This is a genomic window from Parabacteroides sp. KHUB-03 (assembly GCF_056640975.1).
Map to the genome: position 1 here is coordinate 275,960 of NZ_CM153257.1, position 20,952 is coordinate 296,911.

At 40.8% G+C, this 20,952-nt stretch carries 18 protein-coding genes; 12 read left to right on the forward strand and 6 right to left on the reverse strand.

Going from position 1 to position 20,952, the window contains the following annotated elements:
• Positions 1–6: 6 nt before the first annotated feature.
• Positions 7–2,346, forward strand: a complete 2,340-nt coding sequence (locus ACYIB7_RS01090; RefSeq protein ID WP_480337843.1) for a lamin tail domain-containing protein — start codon at positions 7–9, stop codon at positions 2,344–2,346.
• 73 nt (positions 2,347–2,419) lie between these two features.
• Complete coding sequence (locus ACYIB7_RS01095; RefSeq protein WP_480337845.1) at positions 2,420–3,580, forward strand: clostripain-related cysteine peptidase; 1,161 nt, start codon at positions 2,420–2,422, stop codon at positions 3,578–3,580.
• Between the two features lie 148 nt (positions 3,581–3,728).
• On the opposite strand, the gene ACYIB7_RS01100 is transcribed toward ACYIB7_RS01095, so the two are convergent.
• The 3 genes from ACYIB7_RS01100 to ACYIB7_RS01110 form a co-directional block, all read right to left on the reverse strand.
• The gene (locus ACYIB7_RS01100) at positions 3,729–5,279 is read right to left on the reverse strand and encodes a sulfatase family protein (protein ID WP_103984018.1); all 1,551 of its coding nucleotides are present in this window, start codon (positions 5,277–5,279) and stop codon (positions 3,729–3,731) included.
• Between the two features lie 302 nt (positions 5,280–5,581).
• Positions 5,582–6,433, reverse strand: a complete 852-nt coding sequence (locus ACYIB7_RS01105; protein ID WP_480337847.1) for a helix-turn-helix domain-containing protein — start codon at positions 6,431–6,433, stop codon at positions 5,582–5,584.
• 15 nt (positions 6,434–6,448) lie between these two features.
• Entirely contained in the window at positions 6,449–7,978 is a 1,530-nt protein-coding gene (locus ACYIB7_RS01110) for a glycoside hydrolase family 10-like protein (RefSeq protein WP_480337849.1), read from the reverse strand.
• 164 nt (positions 7,979–8,142) lie between these two features.
• Between ACYIB7_RS01110 and uvrA the strand changes: the two genes are divergently transcribed.
• The 6 genes from uvrA (at position 8,143) to ACYIB7_RS01140 (ending at position 16,326) form a co-directional block, all read left to right on the forward strand.
• A complete protein-coding gene (gene uvrA, locus ACYIB7_RS01115) occupies positions 8,143–10,941 on the forward strand; it encodes an excinuclease ABC subunit UvrA (RefSeq protein WP_480337850.1) in 2,799 nt (932 codons plus the stop codon).
• A 23-nt stretch (positions 10,942–10,964) separates the two neighbouring features.
• Positions 10,965–11,309: a translation initiation factor gene (locus ACYIB7_RS01120; protein ID WP_103984014.1), complete on the forward strand. Its 345-nt coding sequence runs from the start codon at positions 10,965–10,967 to the stop codon at positions 11,307–11,309.
• Positions 11,310–11,314: 5 nt separating this feature from the next.
• On the forward strand, positions 11,315–14,563 hold the full coding sequence (locus ACYIB7_RS01125) for a UvrD-helicase domain-containing protein (RefSeq protein ID WP_480337852.1): 3,249 nt from the start codon (positions 11,315–11,317) through the stop codon (positions 14,561–14,563).
• 70 nt (positions 14,564–14,633) lie between these two features.
• Positions 14,634–15,305 (forward strand): phosphatidylserine decarboxylase family protein, encoded by a 672-nt coding sequence (locus tag ACYIB7_RS01130; protein WP_103984012.1) that lies wholly within the window; start codon positions 14,634–14,636, stop codon positions 15,303–15,305.
• Between the two features lie 11 nt (positions 15,306–15,316).
• Positions 15,317–16,018 (forward strand): CDP-alcohol phosphatidyltransferase family protein, encoded by a 702-nt coding sequence (locus ACYIB7_RS01135; protein WP_103984011.1) that lies wholly within the window; start codon positions 15,317–15,319, stop codon positions 16,016–16,018.
• A gap of 47 nt (positions 16,019–16,065) precedes the next feature.
• A complete protein-coding gene (locus tag ACYIB7_RS01140; RefSeq protein ID WP_099463781.1) occupies positions 16,066–16,326 on the forward strand; it encodes a DUF4834 family protein in 261 nt (86 codons plus the stop codon).
• Between the two features lie 23 nt (positions 16,327–16,349).
• On the opposite strand, the gene ACYIB7_RS01145 is transcribed toward ACYIB7_RS01140, so the two are convergent.
• Positions 16,350–16,790: a nucleoside deaminase gene (locus tag ACYIB7_RS01145; RefSeq protein WP_480337855.1), complete on the reverse strand. Its 441-nt coding sequence runs from the start codon at positions 16,788–16,790 to the stop codon at positions 16,350–16,352.
• Positions 16,787–17,014 carry a hypothetical protein gene (locus ACYIB7_RS01150; RefSeq protein WP_099463779.1) on the reverse strand — a complete coding sequence of 76 codons (228 nt, stop codon included), beginning with the start codon at positions 17,012–17,014 and terminating at the stop codon, positions 16,787–16,789. Before ACYIB7_RS01150 ends, ACYIB7_RS01145 begins: the two co-directional genes overlap by 4 nt.
• A 69-nt stretch (positions 17,015–17,083) precedes the next feature.
• On the opposite strand from ACYIB7_RS01150, the gene ACYIB7_RS01155 reads away from it, so the two are divergent.
• The 4 genes from ACYIB7_RS01155 (at position 17,084) to ACYIB7_RS01170 (ending at position 19,584) form a co-directional block, all read left to right on the forward strand.
• Positions 17,084–17,449: a YraN family protein gene (locus tag ACYIB7_RS01155; RefSeq protein WP_099464095.1), complete on the forward strand. Its 366-nt coding sequence runs from the start codon at positions 17,084–17,086 to the stop codon at positions 17,447–17,449.
• Positions 17,450–17,468: 19 nt separating this feature from the next.
• A complete protein-coding gene (locus ACYIB7_RS01160; protein WP_480337857.1) occupies positions 17,469–17,822 on the forward strand; it encodes an MmcQ/YjbR family DNA-binding protein in 354 nt (117 codons plus the stop codon).
• Positions 17,812–18,561, forward strand: coding sequence for a biotin--[acetyl-CoA-carboxylase] ligase (locus ACYIB7_RS01165; RefSeq protein WP_394340855.1), 750 nt, complete (start codon positions 17,812–17,814; stop codon positions 18,559–18,561). Before ACYIB7_RS01160 ends, ACYIB7_RS01165 begins: the two co-directional genes overlap by 11 nt.
• A 96-nt stretch (positions 18,562–18,657) precedes the next feature.
• Positions 18,658–19,584 (forward strand): PfkB family carbohydrate kinase, encoded by a 927-nt coding sequence (locus tag ACYIB7_RS01170; protein WP_103984008.1) that lies wholly within the window; start codon positions 18,658–18,660, stop codon positions 19,582–19,584.
• A 96-nt stretch (positions 19,585–19,680) separates the two neighbouring features.
• On the opposite strand, the gene ACYIB7_RS01175 is transcribed toward ACYIB7_RS01170, so the two are convergent.
• Complete coding sequence (locus ACYIB7_RS01175) at positions 19,681–20,907, reverse strand: MFS transporter (RefSeq protein ID WP_480337859.1); 1,227 nt, start codon at positions 20,905–20,907, stop codon at positions 19,681–19,683.
• Positions 20,908–20,952 lie beyond the last annotated feature (45 nt).

The following is a 20,952-nucleotide window of genomic DNA, read 5'->3' on the forward strand; positions in this document are numbered from 1 at the left end:
ATAACTATGAGACAAATTATTATTATTATCTTCTTGTTTCTGCCTTTTTGTGTTTTTGCACAACTCATCGAATCATTTGACGGACCAGATGTAAATTCTGGTAATCCCTGGGTTGCCCCAAAAGGCTTTTTTCGTATTGATAATGGATTGCTCCAATTTGACGGAAGTCGTTTAACCGGAGATTTTTCTTGCTATGTTCCTGTAATATACTCGAAAAATATGGAATGGCAGATAGATGTAAGTCTTTCTTTTAAGTCTTCAAATTCTAATCATGCCCGTATTTATGTATATGCAACCGATAGTCCGGCTTCAGTCCTTTATTATTTGCAAGTGGGACATAATGACCATAATGTCTCTCTTTATCGACAAAAGGGAAACGGAACTCCACAGCGAATTATTAACGGACGGAAAGATCTGCTAGGTACAGGCGCCTCTTCCGTGAAAATAAAACTAACGATGGAAAATGAGAGAATATGGACACTTTATACTTCTGTAAATGGAAATGTTTACAAACAGGAGGGACAACCATTTACAGATAATCCCTTGTCCAATATACGTCCCGGGGGCTATTTCAATATTACTTGCCGTTGCAAGGCCTCTTCTTTAAAGAATATGGTCTATGCATTTGATAATATCAGAATCATATCTGAAATAACTTCAACTCCAACTGTCCCCGAAAAGGAACCCGGCGGACAACCGGATGATAAACCTTCTACCGGAACTTCTATTCCCAAGCTTTTATCTTTGGCGGAGGAAGACCAATATTCGCTACTCCTTTCATTCGATCAGAAAGTGGATGCACGAAAAAGTGTGTTCCTGTTAGATGAAGATAAAGCCAATGAGGTCTATATTTCGGATGACGAGACAATGCTGAAGCCTGTTTGGGTAACCAGCCGACAAAAAGCAGCCGGTTATACATTGACTTATTCCGGGATAGTAGCAAAAGGAAGAACAGATGAATGTAAAGGAAATAAAGCTTTCGTTTCGACATTGGGAAATGATCCCGATGATTTTGAAAATGATCCTGATGGTTTTGAAAAACCATCGGGATGTTTTATTTGCATCAATGAGATCATGGCCGATCCCAGCGGATTGGATGTTTTGCCCCGGACAGAGTATGTGGAATTATATAATGCTTCTGCTACTGCCTGCCAACTGGAAGGGTGGATGTTTGTTTATAATGATATATCTGTTAAACTTTCGAGTCTATTGCTTCCTGCCGGAGGTTATGTGGTACTATATAAGGAAGGAAGGGAGGTGAAACTTGATCCTGCGGGTAACGAAATGCCTCTGGTTAAGTTTCCGGCACAACTGGCAAATAATGGCAAAACGCTCCAACTGAAATCCCCGACTGGCGAATTGATTGATCAAATTACATATCCGAAAGCTAAACCCGGTATTGCCTGGGAGCGTTCAGGACAAGGCTTGTATCTGTCTACCGATTCTAAGGGTGGAACTCCCGGTGCGGTAAATTCACGTCCGGATAACCCCCAACCTCCGACTGATTTGGAAGACACTTCTGTGAATCCTTTCGAGATGGTTTTTAATGAATTGTTGCCGGACCCTTATACCGGCGGTAGCGAGTATATCGAATTATATAACCGCTCAGACCGGAAATTGTCGGTAAAGGGACTGTCTATTGCCACCCGGAAGTCAGACGGTGCGTTAAGTACACATTATCCGTTGTCGTCGGTTCCTTTCGACATAGAGCCGAAAGGGTATCTTTTGTTGACAAAAGATGTAGAAGGTATTTCTTCTTTTTATCTTGTTTCTTCACCGGAATCGTTGCATCAGCAGAAATTGCCGGTATTGGCAAATACTTCATCTGCTTTGGTGCTGTTTCGGACGAAAGATGAAGAAGTGATAGATGAAGTTGCTTATTCTTCCAAATGGCATGCGCCTTCTGTAAAGAATGGGAAAGGTGTTTCGTTAGAGCGGATTGATCCGGATGCTGCAACGCAGGATGCTGCCAATTGGATATCGGCGGCCGAAACTACCGGCTCAGGTACACCGGGTTATCGTAATTCTCAATACAAAACAACAGGAACCGGGCATCCTGTTTCTGTTGAAGCTCCTGTATATTCCGAACTTACCGGAGAGTACACAATCCTTTATTATATGGATAAACCCGGATATAATTGCAGGATGTGGGTGTTTGATACAACTGGCCGGCGGTTGGCGGAAATAGCCAACCATGAACTGCTTGGAGTTGAGGGAAGATTGCTATGGAACGGTATAGGACAAAATGGTTGCCGGCCTTTGCCGGGAATCTATATATTGTATATCGAACTATTCCATCCTGACGGGACAACCAAATCCTATAAAAGGGTGTTTCTTATTCATTAAAATAGAGCTGGCCGGCAGGTAAGGACTGTTTTTTACTATCTTTGTATCCCTAACTAAATTTAAAGTTTGAGTCATGAAATATAATGTACTCTGTTTTCTTTTGTCATTTGCTATGGTGTTCTGTTCATGCAGCCGTGATGACGAACCGGTTAACAAAGCCCGTACTGTGTTAGTATATATGGTTGCCCAAAACTCATTGTCCGGTTTTGCTTCGAAGGATTATGAGGAAATGAAGCAAGGCATGCAGGAGGTAGATCCGGCATCTTGTAATCTGCTGGTGTATATAGATGATAATTTCGCTCCTCGCTTGCTGCATCTTACTAAAGATAAAAAAGGACAGGTTGTAGAAGAAGTGGTGAAAGAGTTTGGCGAACAGAACTCATTAGATATATCTGTTATGAAAGGTCTTCTGTCTGATGCTTTTCAAAGATATCCGGCCGAAAGTTACGGCCTTGTTCTTTGGTCTCACGGCGAGGGCTGGCTGCCTAAAAGCATGATGCGCTGGTGGGGGCAAGATGGCGATGACTATATGGATATTTCGGAACTACACGAAGTGTTGCAAAGCATCCCACACCTGGATTTCCTCTTTTTCGATGCTTGCTTTATGGAGTCTGTAGAAGTTGCCTATGAATTGCGGGACTGTATGGATTATTTAATTGGTTCTCCAACCGAGATTCCGGGTCCGGGAGCTCCTTATCAGCTGGTTGCCCCCGCTTTCTTTGTTAAAGAAAATGCAGGATTGGCAATTGCCACTGCTTATTATGAATACTATAATGGATTGTATAAAGGTGGCGCCGGGCTTAGTAATTCTAACTGGACGGCCGGTGCTTCGGTGGCTGTGCTAAAGTGTAGTGAGCTGGAGCACTTAGCTTCTGCCACGGCAAAAGTGCTTCCTAAGTATATCCAAAACAAACAGGATATTGCTGTTTCCGGTGTGATGTGCTATGATAAACGCTACATGCAGTATTATTATGATTTGGAACGCTTTATTTATAAATTAACGGGGGGCAACAGCGATTATACCGAATGGAAGTCTGCATTTGATGCTGCCGTGATTTATTGGAAGACTACTCCGAAGAACTTCTCCGGACTGGTTCAAAGTATGTTTGCAATGGATCTTGATGCCGGCGGTGTTTCCGGATATGTTCCCCGCTCCTCGATGGCATCCGTAAATGCGTTTTATCAGAACTTGGCATGGTATAAAGCGGCTGGCTGGTCGCAAACAGGCTGGTGATGCCCGGGAGGCATTGACATTCCCCTGACGAAACCATCCCCCTACCTAGGGAGGTCTTTTCCCCCTACTAGGGGAGATTCTTTCTCCCTACCTAGGGGGATTGGTCTGACAGGGAAGGTCGGGATGCCGGCCTCTTCACCTTCTGCTTCTATTTTTCAGGTGTAACTGTTTTATTTCTTGCTCCGGCCAGAATGCCTTGTAGTTTGTAAACCACTTGGGGGTGTAGGAGGGCTTGGTTGTTTTGCTCGCCCTCTTTTGTCATATCGTAGAGTTGAGGGTCTCTCGAATATCCGGTTTCTACATTCTCCCGCGGCATAAGCGGAGCGCCTGCGCTTGGTTCGATATACTTCCAGTCTTTTGTGCGTACGGATAGGGCGCGGTTTAATGCCTGTTCTATTACCCAGGGACGTCCTTCATTATCTTTGCCTAACCAGGCATTGAGGTAGTCGTAACTGTCGGGAGCGCTTCCTTTGGGCAGGCGCGAATTGGTTAATGCCGCCAATGAAGCAAGCCAGTCGATCTGGCAAACCAGGGCATCGGATACGGTGGCTTTCTTAATTTCTTTTGGCCAATGTACGATTGCCGGGATGCGTGTCCCGCCCTCAAATGCGCTGTATTTGTTGCCTCGTAGCGGGCCGGTTGGTTTATGGTCGCCCAATAATTCTACGGCTCTGTCTGCATAACCATCATCTACTACCGGGCCGTTGTCGCTGGATAGGATAATTAATGTATTCTCTGTTAAGCCCAGTTCGTCCAGTGTTTTCATTAATTGTCCTACTGCCCAGTCGAATTGGGCAATTGCATCTCCGCGTAGTCCCATCGGGCTCTTGCCGCGGAAACGGTCGTGCGGAAAACGGGGTACATGCACATCGTTTGTGGCAAAGTACATGAAGAAGGGTTTGCCTTTGTTTGATCTTACAAAGTCTATTGCATGTGTTGTGATAGAGTCGGCAATGTTTTCGTCTTTCCAAAGGGCTTTGCCGCCTCCTCTCATAAATCCGATACGGCTGATACCGTTAACGATAGACATATCATGCCCGAAGCTGGGCTTCTGGTTGTATAGGAGTTCGGGGTTGTCTCTTCCGGTAGGTTCTCCCGCAAAGTTCTTTTCGTAGCTTACCTCGATGGGGGCAGACGGATCGTAGTTTGCTACCTTGCCATTTTCTATAAAGACGCAGGGTACACGATCGGCTGTGGCGGCCATTATATATGAATAGTCGAAACCTAAGTCGCCTAAGGCTGTTGGCAGCGGAGCATTCCAATCCTGTTCTCCGGTTTTATCACCTAAGCCCAGATGCCATTTTCCTATCGCGGCTGTGGCATATCCTGCATTTTTGAACATGTCGGCTATTGTGTAGCGTTCGGGGCGGATAATCATACCTGCATTGCCGGCGGCAATATCTGTGCCGGGCACACGCCATGCATATTCGCCAGTGAGCATAGAATAGCGTGAAGGCGTACTGGTAGAAGCTGTTGCATAAGCGTTGGTGAAGCGGATGCCTTCGTTTGCCAGCCGGTTTACATTTGGTGTTTGAACACGTTTGGCTCCATAACATTCCAGATCTCCGTAACCTAAATCGTCGGCATAAATAAGGATTACATTGGGTGTTTTCTGTTGCGTTTGTTGTTGTTTCTGGGCATGTATTATACCGGTAGCCAGAAACGAGGCTCCGATACCCAGGATAAGTGTTGATTTCATGTTGGTAAATATTCTATTTCTTGTTTAGTTCGTAAAGATATGAATATTTACCGGATGGTTGCTGTTCCTGTGTTATCTTTCCATGCTTCGACACTTTGATTGAATTCAACACCGGTAGATGTAACAGTAACACTGATTGTTGTTGTTGTACCTGCTTCTAATGTAGCAGTTGGCGTGAATTGATAATCTGTACCGTCTTTTTACATTCTCCCAAATCAGTATCCAGAAGTATTCTATTTAAAAACGGACTAAATTGTTTTTTCTACTCAATAAGTTGTGAAATGTATGATATTTGTTGGTTTTTATATGTTTCCGATCCTTTCATTACGTATGGTACGTGGTGATTTGCCAAAGTTGGCCCGGCAGAAATGTGAGAAATTGGCCAATGATTCGAATCCGTATTTATAGCAAATTTCGGAAATACTTTGGTTGGTGGTGATAAGATCGTTGTGAATGTCCTGGCATTTCTTTTTAACCATCCATTGATATGCAGGCTCTCCGAAGGTTTCTTTAAAAATACGCCGGAAGGTAGGGAGGCTATAGCCTCCTAGTTGAGCAAAAGATTCAACATCTTTTGCTTTCAGGTAATTTTGCATTACAAAATATTTAAAGCTCTTGGTGTATCTGTAAATCGGGGCATAAAAAGTAGCCAGTTCTTTAAGAGGATAATAACAATTAAGTATGTATATTAATTCGGTTCCTTTCGCTTGAAGGAAGTTGCAACATAACATAGCGTCGTTTATGTATTTCTTCATTCCTTCCAGATATAATACGAGTGGAGTACAGGAATTCATTACTATGGGAGTAACGGTCATGTTTCCGGCCATGGTTTCCCCGCTCAGAAAGCGGTCATTACATACGTTTTGCGGACGGTCGAAAAGGTAAAGAATACATTCGCATGATTCGAGAATGTGGAATTCTACCCGCGAACCTATCGGTTGAAGGATAAATTGTCCGCTCGAGAAAGTAGTCATCGGATGTTCTTCACTTTTTACAAGTACTTTGCCGGAGATGAGAAAATAGATAGTGTTCTGCATGCATCTGGCCTGAGGTATCATCATTCCCCTAGGATATGCACGGTATTTGAATATATTCGTCTGGTAAGACTTGCACGAAGAACAATCCGTGAATTTGGCCCATCTTTGATCGGACATAATTATATGAGCGACTTAGAGTTTAACTTTCTTACTTTTTCCTTTTTTTGTTTCATTATGGAAACGATCTACAGCTGTTACTATATAGCGATATTTACGCTTACCATCATTGTAAGGTAACAGATAATTCGTTTTACGTGTAATGGCAGCTATTTTAGCCGGATTACTTAAATCTACCGGTTCTTTATCATCAAAACGGTAAATTACAAAATAGGATGCGAGTTCGGGGTTGGTCTCACTCTGTTCTGCTATCCAATGGAGCATATAGCCTTGCGGAGTCCATTCTGTTTTTAGTTTCTTTACTTCCTGCGGAGCACGGTTGTGCATGTGTGTGTATGCCGGAATTAATGCCGGATAGCGATGATAATTTCGTTTCAAGCTGTCGGCAACGCCTTTGTTGTTCCATAAAATTTCGTTGGCCGGCCAGAAACAATTACCACTGACATGAGGTAAGGCTCTTTCATAACGCATCTTTCGTGTCAGCTCATTGGCTTTCATTGTGCGGGCTACATCTTGCCCGATATAAAGATGACTTCCGTTTGTATTTTTGTCCCACCATTTAATTAGTGTGATATAGTCTGCTGCCGGATGCCCTATTTCCCAGTATATTTGTGGCATGTTGTAGTCTATCCATCCTTGCTTTACCCAATAAAGTATGTCGGCATATAAATCGTCATAATTCTGTAGACCGTTGGTTTCGCTGCCGGAGTTGTCGGGGGTATTTTTCTTGTTCCTATAAATACCGAACGGGCTGATACCGAACCGTACCCAGGGTTTGGACAGCAAAATGGTGCGTTTGATCTCTTTTATCAGTTTATTTACGTTTTCTCTGCGCCAGTCATTCCGTTGGGCTTCTGTATATCCTTTGCGCAAACCGTACTTGTAGAAACTGTTATCGTCGGGAAAAGAAAGCCCTGCTGCCGGGTATGGATAAAAGTAATCATCCATGTGGATGGCATCTACGTCGTAGCGGGTAACAATATCACGAACAATCCTACAAATAAACTGACGGCTTTCGGGTAATCCCGGATCGAAAAGTATTTGTTTGTTATAAGTAACAAACCATTCCGGGTGGCGATAGTAGATATGTGAATCGGCAAATTTGGTATTACCGGCAGTGCTCACCCGGTAAGGATTTAGCCAGGCATGGAATTCCATGTTTCTTTTGTGGCATTCTTTAATGAGAAAGGCCATCAGGTCGAAGTTGCCGGCTGGAGCTTTTCCCTGTTCTCCCGTATAAAAACGGCTCCAGGGTTCTATTTCTGATTTATAAAAAGCATCTGCTTCCGGACGTATCTGAAAAATGATGGCATTAATGCCGCAATTTTGTAGATAATTAAGTTTACGAATGAAATCTTTTTTCATTTGAGATGGAGTCATGTCTTTGTATTCGCCCTGAAAAGCTGTTTGAATCCATGCTCCTCGGAATTCTCTTTTTGCTTCTTTTTGGCCTGTCGTTTGACGCGGAATTTCCCGGACGGTTGAACATGAAGACATAGCAATAGATAATATCGCCAATAGCAGACGGAGATATTTTATATACATTGTTCTATTTATTTGTTTTTATGTACGAAAACTCAACAAAAATACATGAATATCTTTTAAAAACAAAAGGTTTCGTAACTTCTAATGTGAATACTTATTGATTGTTTGTCAAAACGGCATTACTTTTCTAACTTTGCAAGTTAAGAAAAATAGGAAAAGGTATTATGTCTGAGAGCAATTCTATATTTATAAAAGGTGCACGTGTTAATAATCTGAAGAATATCGACGTGGAAATTCCACGTGATAAGCTTGTGGTGATAACCGGTTTGTCTGGTAGCGGAAAGTCTTCATTAGCTTTTGATACTTTGTATGCGGAAGGACAAAGGCGGTATGTTGAAAGCCTTTCGGCATATGCCCGCCAGTTTCTGGGCAGGATGAGTAAACCGGAATGTGATTATATTAAAGGTATTCCTCCTGCAATAGCCATTGAGCAAAAGGTAAATACCCGTAATCCGCGTTCTACGGTAGGTACATCAACTGAAATATATGAATACTTACGTCTTTTGTATGCCCGTATAGGGAAAACCATATCTCCTGTTTCCGGTGAAGAAGTAAAGAAACACCAGGTTAGCGATATTGTTAATATGGTGTTGGCTTATCCTGATGGGACTCGTTTTGCTGTTTATGCTCCGGTTGTGTTGCCTGAGGGACGAAGTATGAAGGAACAATTGGAGATTTTACAAAAAGAAGGATATACGCGTCTGGCAATTAATGATAATGTTTATCGTATAGGAGAAGTGATTGGAGATGAAGCGTTGCAGAACTCCCAAAATGTTGAATTGCTGATCGACCGTTTGACCATATCGGATGACAAGACATTGAAAAGCCGTTTGGCAGATTCAGCAGAGACTGCTTTTTTTGAAGGGCATGGCACTTGCATAATCCGTATCTATACTCCTGAAGAAACGGTGACGAAAGAATTCTCCAAACGGTTTGAAACGGATGGTATAGTTTTTACGGAGCCTACGGATATGATGTTCAGTTTTAATAATCCTCTAGGAGCGTGTCCGGTATGTGAAGGCTTCGGCAAGATTTTGGGCATAGACGAAAATCTTGTGGTGCCGGATAAAAGTTTGTCGGTGTATCAGGGAGCTGTTGTATGTTGGAAGGGAGAAGTAATGGGCGAATGGCTGAAGGAGTTTGTAGCCAAAAGCGAAAAATACAAGTTCCCAATTCACCGGCCTTATTATGACTTGACGGATAAGGAAAAAGATTTACTTTGGCATGGTGCTCCGGGATTGCATGGCATTGATGATTTCTTCAAATTTGTGGAAGAAAATTTATATAAGATACAATACAGGGTTATGCAGGCGCGCTATCGTGGAAAGACTACTTGCCCGGTTTGTAAAGGCGCCCGGTTGAAACCTGAAGCCCTTTATGTACGGATAGGAGGGAAAAACATAGCTCAACTGGTAACATTGCCTATTACAGAAGCAAAAAGTTTTTTTGATAATCTGGAGCTCGATGAAACGGATGCAGCTGTAGCTAAACGCTTGCTGACAGAAATAAACAGCCGTCTTCAATTTCTTTTGGATGTAGGTTTGGGGTATCTTTCATTAGACCGTCTGTCATCTTCTCTTTCGGGAGGAGAGAGCCAGCGTATTAATCTTGCTACTTCTTTGGGCAGTAGCTTGGTTGGGTCTCTTTATATATTGGATGAACCAAGTATCGGTCTTCATTCAAGAGATACGGATTTGCTGATTAATGTATTAAGGCAGTTGCAATCGTTGGGCAATACGGTAGTTGTGGTGGAGCATGATGAGGAAATAATCCGTGCTGCTGATTACATTATAGACATTGGGCCTAAGGCCGGACGGTTGGGGGGGGAAGTCGTGTATCAGGGAGACATTAATAATCTGCAAACAAATAGTGAAAGCCATACGGTGCGATATCTGACTGGTGATAATAAAATAGATGTCCCTTCTTTCCGTCGTCCTTGGAATAATTATATAGAAGTAAAAGGAGCACGTAAGAACAACCTTAAAGGAATAGATGTAAAGTTCCCATTGAATGTAATGACTGTTGTGTCGGGTGTCAGTGGATCAGGCAAGAGTTCATTAGTGCGTGATATTTTTTATGAAGGAGTAAAGCATTATCTGGATGAAGCTGCCCGGTTAATGGTTGATTGCTCAGGTTTGGAAGGGGATATGCATATGATACAATCGATAGAGTTTGTAGACCAGAATTCGATTGGGAAAAGTTCGCGTTCCAATCCGGTAACTTATATAGGCGCTTATGATGAAATACGTAAATTGTATGGAGATCAGCCTTTGGCAAAGCAGATGGGGTATAATTCGGCTTATTTCTCTTTTAATAAAGAAGGCGGACGTTGCGAAGAATGTAAAGGTGAGGGTAAAATAACTGTTGAAATGCAGTTTATGGCCGATATAACATTGGAATGTGAAGCTTGTCATGGTAAACGTTTTAAATCCGAAATCCTGGAAGTGGAATACTGCGGAGCTAGTATTTATGATGTATTGGAAATGACGGTTAACCAAGCTATCGAGTTTTTTGGACAGTCTTCCGGATCGCAGGAGAAGAAAATCGTTAAAAAGTTGAAACCTCTTCAGGATGTGGGCTTGGGATATATTAAACTGGGACAGACTTCCTCCACTTTGTCGGGTGGGGAAAACCAACGTGTGAAACTGGCATATTATCTGGGGCAAGAGAAACAGCAGCCTACTTTATTTGTCTTCGATGAACCAACGACCGGACTTCATTTTCATGATATTAAAACGTTATTAAAAGCATTCAATGCTTTGATAGATAAAGGGCATACTGTTGTTATCATTGAACATAACATGGATGTGATTAAGTGTGCTGACTATGTGATAGATTTGGGGCCAGAAGGAGGAAAAGCCGGAGGTGGTTTGGTTTGTACCGGAACGCCTGAAGATATAGTGGCTTGTAAGGAATCGTATACAGGTAAATATTTAAAAGAAAAATTAGATATTGCTTTATAGTTTTAATCTGATAAAATGTTGATATGAAGAGTAATGACTGGAAAGGCCGTTTAGGGGTAATGTATTCTACCAATCCGGATTTTCAATATAATACAGAAGATGGGGAGGAAGAAGAAACGCTTCCGAAAGAAAAACAACAGTTGCGTATTTCCCTGGATAAACGTAATCGGGGAGGGAAGGTAGTTACGTTAATAACCGGTTTTCGTGGAACTCCAGACGATCTTACTTCTTTGGGAAAACTCCTGAAAGTGAAGTGTGGGGTTGGTGGTACCGCAAAAGACGGTGAGATTGTTGTACAGGGTGATTTACGTAATAAGGTACTTGAAATTCTGCGGAAAGAAGGATATATCAAGAGTAGAATTATATAAATAATATGTTAACGGTTTACAGAGCTTCTGCCGGTGCAGGAAAAACACATAAACTTACGGGTGAATACCTTTTGTTGCTTTTTACGCAACCGGGGGCATATAAGCGTATTTTGGCGGTAACCTTTACTAATAAGGCTACCGATGAGATGAAAAACCGTATTGTCGAGGAGCTCTATAATTTAGCATCCGGTAATAAATCCGATTATGTCAGTCTGTTAATGTCTGCTAACTCTCTTACCGAAAAGCAGGTCAGGCAACAAGCCCGGCGAATTTTAATTCTTATTCTTCATGATTATTCGGCATTTAATATAAGCACGATCGACCGTTTCTTTCAGCAGACAATGCGTGCCTTCACCCGTGAGATCGGTTTACAGGGTGGCTATGGAATAGAAATGGATCAGGAATTGGTCTTGGCAGAGTCGGTAGATAAATTGCTGGCCGATCTGGAAAAGCCTGAAAGTAAAGAATTACTGGGGTGGCTTCTCCGTTTTGCGGAAGAGAAGATAGAAAATGGCGGAGAGTGGAATCTGCGCCGGGATATTATGGCTTTGAGCCGTGAGGTATTTAAAGAGAGTTATAAGGCTTTTAGTGATGAGGTGTCTCGGGATATTGAAGATAAAGACGCACTGGAAGAGTATAAAAATGACTTATATGCTATTATCCGCTCTGTAGAAAGGGAAGCAAAGCGTTTGGGAGAGAAGGGAATGGCATTGCTTAAGCAATATGGGCTCCAACCTTCCGATTTCAAAGGAGGAAGCCGTTCACCTTTGTTCTTCTTCGAAAAACTGGCTAACGGAGAGATGAAAGAACCTTCTGCTACTTTTATGGGGCTGGCAGATAATCTGGACGGTTGTTTTACAAAAACAACCTCACAATCCCTCCGTTTAGTTATAGGATGTGCATTTGAAGGAGGACTGAACGAATGCATAAAGGGAGTGGTATCTCTTTTTTCCGATCTGACTGCTTATAATACGGCTAAAGAAGTGGTCCGTTTTTATTATACACTGGGAATTTTGACAGATGTATCACGACAGATTGCTGCATATCGTGAAGATAAAAATGTAATGTTGATTGCCGATACGACCGAATTGCTGAATAAAATCATAGATGGTAGTGATGCTCCGTTTATTTATGAAAAAACAGGAACTCATGTAGATCATTATATGATAGATGAATTTCAGGATACCAGTGGTATGCAGTGGAATAACTTCCGTCCGCTTATTCAGGAAAGCATGGCACACAGGTATGCAAACCTGATTGTGGGGGATGTAAAGCAGAGCATCTACCGTTTTCGTAATTCTGACTGGAAATTGTTGGATGAACAGGTACAAAATGATTTTATTCATGAAGAAATCAAAGAAGATACTTTAAAGGAGAATTGGCGTAGTTGCCGTCATATTGTGGAAGTAAATAATGCTTTGTTTTCTGTTACTCCAGCCTTGCTTCAACATTATTATAACGAAGCTCTTGATGCGTCTTCTTTGAAAACTGAAGAACGGATAGGTTATTTTACCAAGATCATGTCTGCTTATAAGAAAAGCTATCAGCAGATTCCCGCTCCTTTTCAAAAAAAAGATGGACATGTGAAAATAGAGTTTTTAACCGGTGAAGATGATAAGGATTGGAAAGAAGAAGCTCTAGAAAGACTTCCGGGGGTATTAGAACAATTGCAGGATAACGGATATACGTTGAAAGATATAGCAATCTTGGTACGTACCAATATGGAAGGTGCTATGGTGGCTGATACGTTGTTGTCTTATAAGGAAATGCATTCTTCAGAACAGTATCGTTATGATATAATATCAGATGATGCGTTGTATGTCAGTAGTTCGCCGGTTGTGCGTTTTCTCGTAGCAACATTACGTTATTTAAAAAATCCTGAAGATTTGACAAATGAACAGATTGCTACATTTTCCTATATTGTTTTGTCTGGTGGATGGCAAAAGGATGCAGAACTTGTATCGTCTTTTTCTATTCCTGCAGATATAAAACAAGAGTTGCTAGGGCTTTCACGTCAATCTTTATATGAGATAACGGAAGGCTTGTTCCGGTTGTTTGCTGAGCGATTTCCTGATAATGAACAAGTTTTTGTGCAAGCATTCTTGGATATGGTTTCGGAGTATAGCCAAAAAGAGAGTCCGGACTTAAATCGTTTCTTGAAATGGTGGGATGAAACGGGATATAAGAAAACAATTGCTACACCGGATGAACAGAACGCTATTCGTATACTTACCGTACATAAATCTAAGGGGCTGGGCTTTAAGGTTGTAATTATACCGTTTGGAGACTGGGAAATAGATCATAAGCCATCTAAACCTGTTATTCTTTGGTGTCATCCGGATAAAAGACCTTTTGACCGTTTGCATTTGGTTCCGGTGCGCTATGGGCAGGCATTGGGTAGTACAATCTTTGCAAAAGACTATTTCAAGGAACGGTTGCATGCCTTTATTGATAATCTGAATACATTATATGTTGCTTTTACCCGTGCTAAAGAAGAATTATTGGTCTTTGCGCCCCGGCCTAAGAAAATGGATGAGAAGAGCGGAGATATAGAGAAGATTACTTCTATAGGAGATTTACTTTGGGCAGGATTGAATACTCAGGTAGATGATGTGGAAGAAGGAGAGCCATTAATAAATTTGCCGTATTCTTTCAATATTGCAGATGGAGTGTTTGAATTGGGAAACTGGTGGCATCCGTCTGAAGAACAGAATAAAAAAATGGGCGTTGAAGAAATTTCGATGGACCGGATTCGTTCGGTTTCTTCGGATGACCGTTTGCAATTACGTTTACATGGAAAAGGATTCTTTTTTGATAATGAACGCCGTAAGCACGGAGCATTAATGCATGAAGTGTTAAGTGGTATCCGTACTGAAAAAGATATACCTGTTGCTGTAGAGAACTATCGTTTGGCTGGTGTGGTAAATAGGGACGAAGCCGAGAAATTATGTGTCCGGCTATCTGATTTGTTGAATCAACCTGAGGTTGCACCATGGTATGATGGATCGTCACGTGTTTTGAATGAGGTAGATATTCTTTTTGGAAAAGGTCTTTCCAAACGTCCTGATCGCGTGATGATAAATGGAAATGAAGCAGTTGTTGTCGATTATAAATTCGGGGAAAAACAAGAGAAACGCCATTATAGTCAGGTTAAAAATTATTTGAAACTGATTCGCCAGATGGGATATGAAAAGGTAAGCGGCTTTTTATGGTATGTCGAACTAAATAGGGTGGAAGCGGTTAATGAATTATGATATATTTTTGATATTCCGTAAAAATGAATATTTTTGCAAATTCTTATTATCAAACGCAGTAGAATAAAGGATGAAAGTACATAGAGAAGGAACAGGACTATTATTGACGTTGTTTACAATATTATTTATTGTGAATGTCGTCTTATACCACACAATCGGTAAGGGCGGGCTGTTCTATTCTGTTGCATTGATTTCTACCATATTATTTTTATTGGTATTGAATTTCTTTCGTAGTCCTTTCCGTCGTTTTCCTTATGATTCGGAAGGGCTGGTGATTGCCCCTGCCGATGGGACGATTGTTGCAATTGAAGAAGTTATGGAAAATGAGATATTGCATGAAAAACGTTTGCAAATCTCTATTTTTATGTCAATTTTCAATGTTCATGCCAACTGGTTTCCTGTAAACGGAACAGTGAAGCATGTGTCTCACCAGAACGGACGTTTTATGGCGGCTTACTTACCTAAGAGCAGTACGGAGAATGAGCGTTCGGCAGTTGTTATTACTACTAAAAACGGTATTGATATTCTGGCGAGGCAAATTGCCGGAGCAATGGCACGGCGTATAGTTACTTATGCAAAACCCGGAGAAAAGTGCCATGTAGACGAACAAATGGGATTTATTAAGTTCGGTTCCCGCGTGGATGTTTATTTACCGGTGGGAACAGAAGTTTTGGTAGAAATGGATCAGAAAGTTACCGGAAACCAAACTCCTATAGCCCGTTTAAGTAAGTCTAACGGATAATAAAGGAAAGAATGAGTATCAAGAAATATATACCTAATACAATAACCTGCTTTAGTCTTATATCAGGTTGTGTAGCCAGTGTTATGGCTTTAAACGGTGATTTACTGCTTGCTGTTGTCTGGATTATCATTGCTGCTGTGTTTGATTTTTGCGATGGTTTTGCCGCACGCATGCTGAAGGCTTATTCCGCAATAGGGAAAGAACTGGATTCATTGTCTGATATGGTTAGCTTTGGTGTTGCCCCCGGAATGGTATTATTTTGGTTGCTTTGTCAGGTAAGTCCTGTATTGCCTTTGGGGTCTTTGAATGAATATATTCCTTATCTGGCATTTGTTATTCCGGTTTTTTCGGGATTGAGGCTGGCTAAATTTAATATAGATGAACGACAGACTACTTCTTTCATAGGTTTGCCTGTTCCGGCGCATGCTTTATTCTGGGCTTCTGCCGGTTATTCTGTTTTACCCATCATACATGTTAATGAATGTATTTTTGCATTAGCAGCTATTATATTATCTTTTGTAACTTCTTTATTGCTGGTTTCGGAGATACCAATGTTTTCATTGAAAATAAAATCTCTTTCCTGGAAAGGGAATGAGTTGCGTTATATATTAGTTGTCTGTGCTATTCTATTCGTTGCTTTGTGGGGATTTCTCGGTATATCGGGAACCATTCTGCTCTATATAGTCTTGTCTATTTTTAACAGAAACAGATAAACAAGATTTCTTATCTTTGTGTTAATAAACTAACTAAGGATCGCATTATGTTTAAATTTTTATTTGTCATATTTTTCTTTTTTATCCTGTTGGTATTTCTGATGGGCTTTTCTATTTTGAGAACATTTAAAAGAATATTATTTGGTAGTGGCAGTAATAGCAATTCGAATGAAAAGCGCCATCGTGGGGGCAATTCAAGCAATACTTCCAATAATATGTATCAGGATGAAAACCAAAGAAGTCAGCAGCGAAAGAAAATCTTTGCGAAAGATGAAGGAGAATATGTCGATTATGAAGAAGTTAAATAGTGATTTTTACTTAGATATATTCCTTAACGTCGTTGTTTGAAAAAAGCTTTCATCTCTGCAGCGCAATCTGCTTCTAATACTCCACTCTTTACGATAGCTTTTGGGTGAAATGCATCGGGCGCATATTTTTTATACCCTCTTTTTTCATCAGAAGCTCCATATATTATTTTGTTTAATTGCGACCATCCGATTGCCCCGGCACACATAATACAAGGCTCTACAGTAACATATAAGCTGCATTCTGTTAAATATTTGGCTCCAAGTACACCTACTGCCGCTGTTATAGCAAGCATTTCAGCATGTGCTGTTGGATCATTCAAACGTTCTGTCTGATTATGTGCACGGGCTATTATCTGATTATTACAAACAATAACAGCTCCTACCGGAACTTCACCTTCTTCCGCTGCTATACGGGCTTCGGCTAATGCCTGTTTCATGAAATATTCGTCGTCGAAAGGTTTCATCTCCGCATTTCGTTTTCGTTAAACAACGTAGGATAATCCTCTTCCAGGGTTTTAAGTATATGAGACATTATAGTCTCACGGTACCAACGTGATTTATTGGCAATTCTGTATTTTGTAAGGTAGCGGGAAATGGTTTTATGCTCGTCATCATTAAGCATAAAAGTAACCTTATGGATGCGTGGGTGATTCGGTTGTGCAATAGAATATTTTCGTACCTTTTTCATACATTTGCAAATGTACAAGTGAAAGCTTAAATAAAAAAGAAAATAGCTATATTTGTGCAAATTAATCAAATGGCTGAACGAAACGAAACAGGGAAAGATGGTGAAGTTTTTGCCCGCGAATTTCTGATAAAACGCGAGTATACAGTGTTGGAAACCAATTGGCACTGGCATCATTATGAACTCGATATTATTGCAGTTAAAGATAATGAGTTGGTGATTGTTGAAGTAAAAACACGTTCAGGAAATTTTCTGCTTTCACCGGAGGAGTCCGTAGATAATAAAAAAATACGGCGAATCGTTTCTGCTGCGGATGCTTATGTCCGTAACTATAATATTGGCCTGCCTGTTCGTTTTGATATAATTACATTGGTTAAGACGGAGAGAGGTTATCGTGTTGAACACATCGAAGATGCTTTTTACGCACCGTGTCGTTAATTTGGAAATAACAGGGAATATGAATATTGAAGAAGTCCGGGAATATTGTTTGTCGCTGAGAAACGTAACAGAATGTTTGCCATTTGATGACGTTTCTTTGGTATTTAAAGTGGAAAATAAGATGTTTTTGTTGCTTCCTTTGGATGCGCTAGAGCCATGCCTGTCTCTTAAATGCAGTACCGATTATGTAGAAGATCTCAGAGAACGTTTTAAAGCTGTGGAACCTGCATGGCATTTTAACAAGAAATACTGGAATACTATTTATTTGGAACGTGATATGGGAGATGGAGATATAAAATACTGGATTCGTCATTCATACCGTGAGGTTATTGCTAAACTCCCGAAGAAAATACGTGATTTATATAATGAATAATTCAAAGACCATTCCCCAGATTATCCGTTTGGAAGAAGCTTCTTCAACGAACCATTATCTTCGTGACCTGCTGGCCAGAGGGCCGTTGCCGGAAGGCAGTGTTGTTGTAACTGAAAATCAAACGGCAGGCCGCGGGCAAATAGGTAATGTCTGGGAATCGGAACCGGGTAAAAATCTTACGTTCAGCCTTGTTCTGTATCCGGATTGTATTCCTGCCAACCGCCAGTTTCTGATATCGCAAATAGCAGCATTAAGCGTTAAAGAAACATTGGAGGCTTATACCGGAGACGTCACTGTTAAATGGCCGAATGACATTTACTGGAAAGATAAGAAAATATGTGGAATGCTGATTGAAAACGATTTATCAGGGCATAATATGTATTGTTCCGTAATAGGTATAGGCATTAATGTTAATCAGAAAGTGTTTCGTAGTAACGCCCCTAATCCGGTTTCCCTTTGGCAAATTGTAGGTGAAGAAACGGATAAAGAAGCCATTTTGAACCGTTTCTTGCATATTTTCTATAACTATTATCTTTGGCTGTTGCAGGAAAAGCAGGATGAGATTCGCAACTTGTATCGTAAGTCTCTATACCGGGGAGATGGATTTTTTTCGTTTGCTGACGAACATGGTATTTTTGAAGCATCTGTTTATGATATCGAATTAACCGGTCATCTCATTCTTCGTTTACATAATGGCGATTTAAGGCGGTATGCATTTAAAGAGGTTTCTTATGTATAATGCTGATAATATTGGTCAAAAACGTGAATAATAGTCCCGTTTAATATAATGAATTACTGATTTTCACTAATTTTGCTGCTTCAAAAATAGAAACTAATGAATATACATGACCTTTGTTGCGTGGGACATATCACGCTTGATAAGATTGTGACTCCCAAGAAAACGGTACATATGCCCGGAGGTACGTCTTTTTATTTTTCACATGCCATCAAGCATTTTGACGACATAGATTATACGTTGGTAACAGCTTTGGCTGAATCGGAGATGGAAACAGTTCATGAACTTCGTTCCGAAGGAATAGATGTAGCTGTAATGCCAAGTAAACATTCTGTTTATTTTGAGAATATTTATGGGGAAAACCAGGATAACCGTAAGCAGCGGGTTCTGGCCAAGGCGGATCCTTTTACAATAGATTACCTGGAGAACATAGAAGCTCGTATATTCCACCTGGGAAGTTTATTGGCAGATGATTTTTCGTTGGACGTAATTAAATATTTATCGCAGAAAGGACTTATTTCTGCTGATTCGCAAGGCTATTTACGTGAAGTAAGAGATACAAAGGTATATGCGGTAGATTGGGCGGAAAAGACGGAGGCACTGAAATATATCCACTTCCTGAAAGCGAATGAACATGAGATGGAAGTTTTGACCGGTTATACGGATGTACCTAATGCTGCTAAGCAACTTTATGCCTGGGGAGTGAAGGAAGTGTTGATTACCTTGGGTAGTATGGGGTCTGTAATTTATGATGGTAAGACGTTCTGCAAGATTCCCGCTTATAAACCGAAAGATATAGTAGATGCTACCGGTTGTGGAGATACTTATATGACCGGTTATCTTTATCAACGAGCAAAGGGAGAGAGCATAGAAAAAGCTGGTTGCTTTGCCGCAGCAATGTCCACATTGAAGATAGAAGGCAGTGGCCCGTTTAAAGGAACAAAAGAGGATGTTGTCCGTTGTATGGAAACAGCCGGACAAACATTGCCGGATTTGAATATAACATTTGGTTCAAGCAGGAATTAAACAAAGGAGAAAAAAGATCCCGATCATTTTACAAAAAGTCCCCGATGATTTGAAAAAATCATCGGGGACTTTTTATATATATCCGATTCATATATTTTATTTTCCTTTTGGCTCTTCCACTTTGAATGCTTTGCAGAAGGTGGTCATCAGCAGAATACATAATCCTAATACGCCTACTGCCATATATGCATATTTCATATTGAAAGCCTGGGATATTGCACCTATTAACAGTGGTGCTATGAGTGAACCAATAAAGCTGATACTGGATAAAATGGTAAGGGCTATGCCTACCGGAGTTTTCGATTTTGCACCTACCAAACTATAGATGGTTGGTACCATACATGAAATACCTAAACCTACTAACATAAAGCCCAGCGAATTTACAATTACCTTGATTGCCATAGAGTCGAACAATCCGGCAAACAAAGCCGAAGTGAAAAAGCCTATGAAAATGAATGCGCCTGCAAGCTGTAATACGCGTTGTTTACCTAATATATGATAAGCATAGTTAGTAAGAAAACGTCCGGCTGTCATCATCACCATAAAGACCAGAAAGCCTATCTGAAGGGACTTGGGGACTTGTAATACAGATTCGAAATAAACTCCGCTCCAGTCGAACATCGCACTTTCTACAACCAAAGCAAATAGTCCGACAATTCCTAATTGAATCAATAATATTTCCGGCTTTTTCAGGAAACTGGTTAAAGCCGGGGCTTCAGCTTTTTCTTCTTGTGGTTCCGGTTCTATGTCATTCTGCAAATATTTTCGACCGAAAAGGGTTATTAGAAGGATAATAATGGTTATCAAACTAAAATGCCAGAAGGGTTGTACGCCGGATATAATCATAATAAAACCGATTAATGCTCCAAAGCAAGCAGCCAGACTCCATCCTCCGTGGAAAGATGCCATAATAGTACGCCCATAAAGACGTTCTATGCCGATACCCTGTGTGTTAAGTGATATATCGCATAAGTTCCAGAAGACTCCGAAACAAAAGAGGAAAGCACCTAACATGTAGATATTGAATGCCGTCCCGATGGCAAATAAAGATAATGCATAGCCCAGAATGCTTATTTGTACCATTATACGACTTCCTAATCTGGAAACCAGATATCCGGCTAATGGTATGGCTACAAACTTGCCGACGGGTATGAGGAATAATACCAATCCCCAGTAAAATGCGTAATTTACTTCAAAAACATCCTTTATATCCGGTATACGGCTTGCCCAGCTTGAAAAGCATAGTCCCTGGGCTAAAAAAAAGGTTAGGACAGCGTAACGTATTTGTTCTTTTGGGAAAGAACTTCGTTTTTCTATTTCCATTTCCTGTAGTTAGTTCATTATGATTTAATAATTCCACAAAAGTAA

Bases quoted from the DNA above. Each gene is read 5' to 3' on its own strand.
- ACYIB7_RS01090 (WP_480337843.1), top strand. From the start codon at position 7: ATGAGACAAATTATTATTATTATCTTCTTGTTTCTGCCTTTTTGTGTT.
- ACYIB7_RS01095 (WP_480337845.1), top strand. From the start codon at position 2,420: ATGAAATATAATGTACTCTGTTTTCTTTTGTCATTTGCTATGGTGTTC.
- ACYIB7_RS01100 (WP_103984018.1), bottom strand. From the start codon at position 5,279: ATGAAATCAACACTTATCCTGGGTATCGGAGCCTCGTTTCTGGCTACC.
- ACYIB7_RS01105 (WP_480337847.1), bottom strand. From the start codon at position 6,433: ATGTCCGATCAAAGATGGGCCAAATTCACGGATTGTTCTTCGTGCAAG.
- ACYIB7_RS01110 (WP_480337849.1), bottom strand. From the start codon at position 7,978: ATGTATATAAAATATCTCCGTCTGCTATTGGCGATATTATCTATTGCT.
- uvrA (WP_480337850.1), top strand. From the start codon at position 8,143: ATGTCTGAGAGCAATTCTATATTTATAAAAGGTGCACGTGTTAATAAT.
- ACYIB7_RS01120 (WP_103984014.1), top strand. From the start codon at position 10,965: ATGAAGAGTAATGACTGGAAAGGCCGTTTAGGGGTAATGTATTCTACC.
- ACYIB7_RS01125 (WP_480337852.1), top strand. From the start codon at position 11,315: ATGTTAACGGTTTACAGAGCTTCTGCCGGTGCAGGAAAAACACATAAA.
- ACYIB7_RS01130 (WP_103984012.1), top strand. From the start codon at position 14,634: ATGAAAGTACATAGAGAAGGAACAGGACTATTATTGACGTTGTTTACA.
- ACYIB7_RS01135 (WP_103984011.1), top strand. From the start codon at position 15,317: ATGAGTATCAAGAAATATATACCTAATACAATAACCTGCTTTAGTCTT.
- ACYIB7_RS01140 (WP_099463781.1), top strand. From the start codon at position 16,066: ATGTTTAAATTTTTATTTGTCATATTTTTCTTTTTTATCCTGTTGGTA.
- ACYIB7_RS01145 (WP_480337855.1), bottom strand. From the start codon at position 16,790: ATGAAACCTTTCGACGACGAATATTTCATGAAACAGGCATTAGCCGAA.
- ACYIB7_RS01150 (WP_099463779.1), bottom strand. From the start codon at position 17,014: ATGAAAAAGGTACGAAAATATTCTATTGCACAACCGAATCACCCACGC.
- ACYIB7_RS01155 (WP_099464095.1), top strand. From the start codon at position 17,084: ATGGCTGAACGAAACGAAACAGGGAAAGATGGTGAAGTTTTTGCCCGC.
- ACYIB7_RS01160 (WP_480337857.1), top strand. From the start codon at position 17,469: ATGAATATTGAAGAAGTCCGGGAATATTGTTTGTCGCTGAGAAACGTA.
- ACYIB7_RS01170 (WP_103984008.1), top strand. From the start codon at position 18,658: ATGAATATACATGACCTTTGTTGCGTGGGACATATCACGCTTGATAAG.
- ACYIB7_RS01175 (WP_480337859.1), bottom strand. From the start codon at position 20,907: ATGGAAATAGAAAAACGAAGTTCTTTCCCAAAAGAACAAATACGTTAC.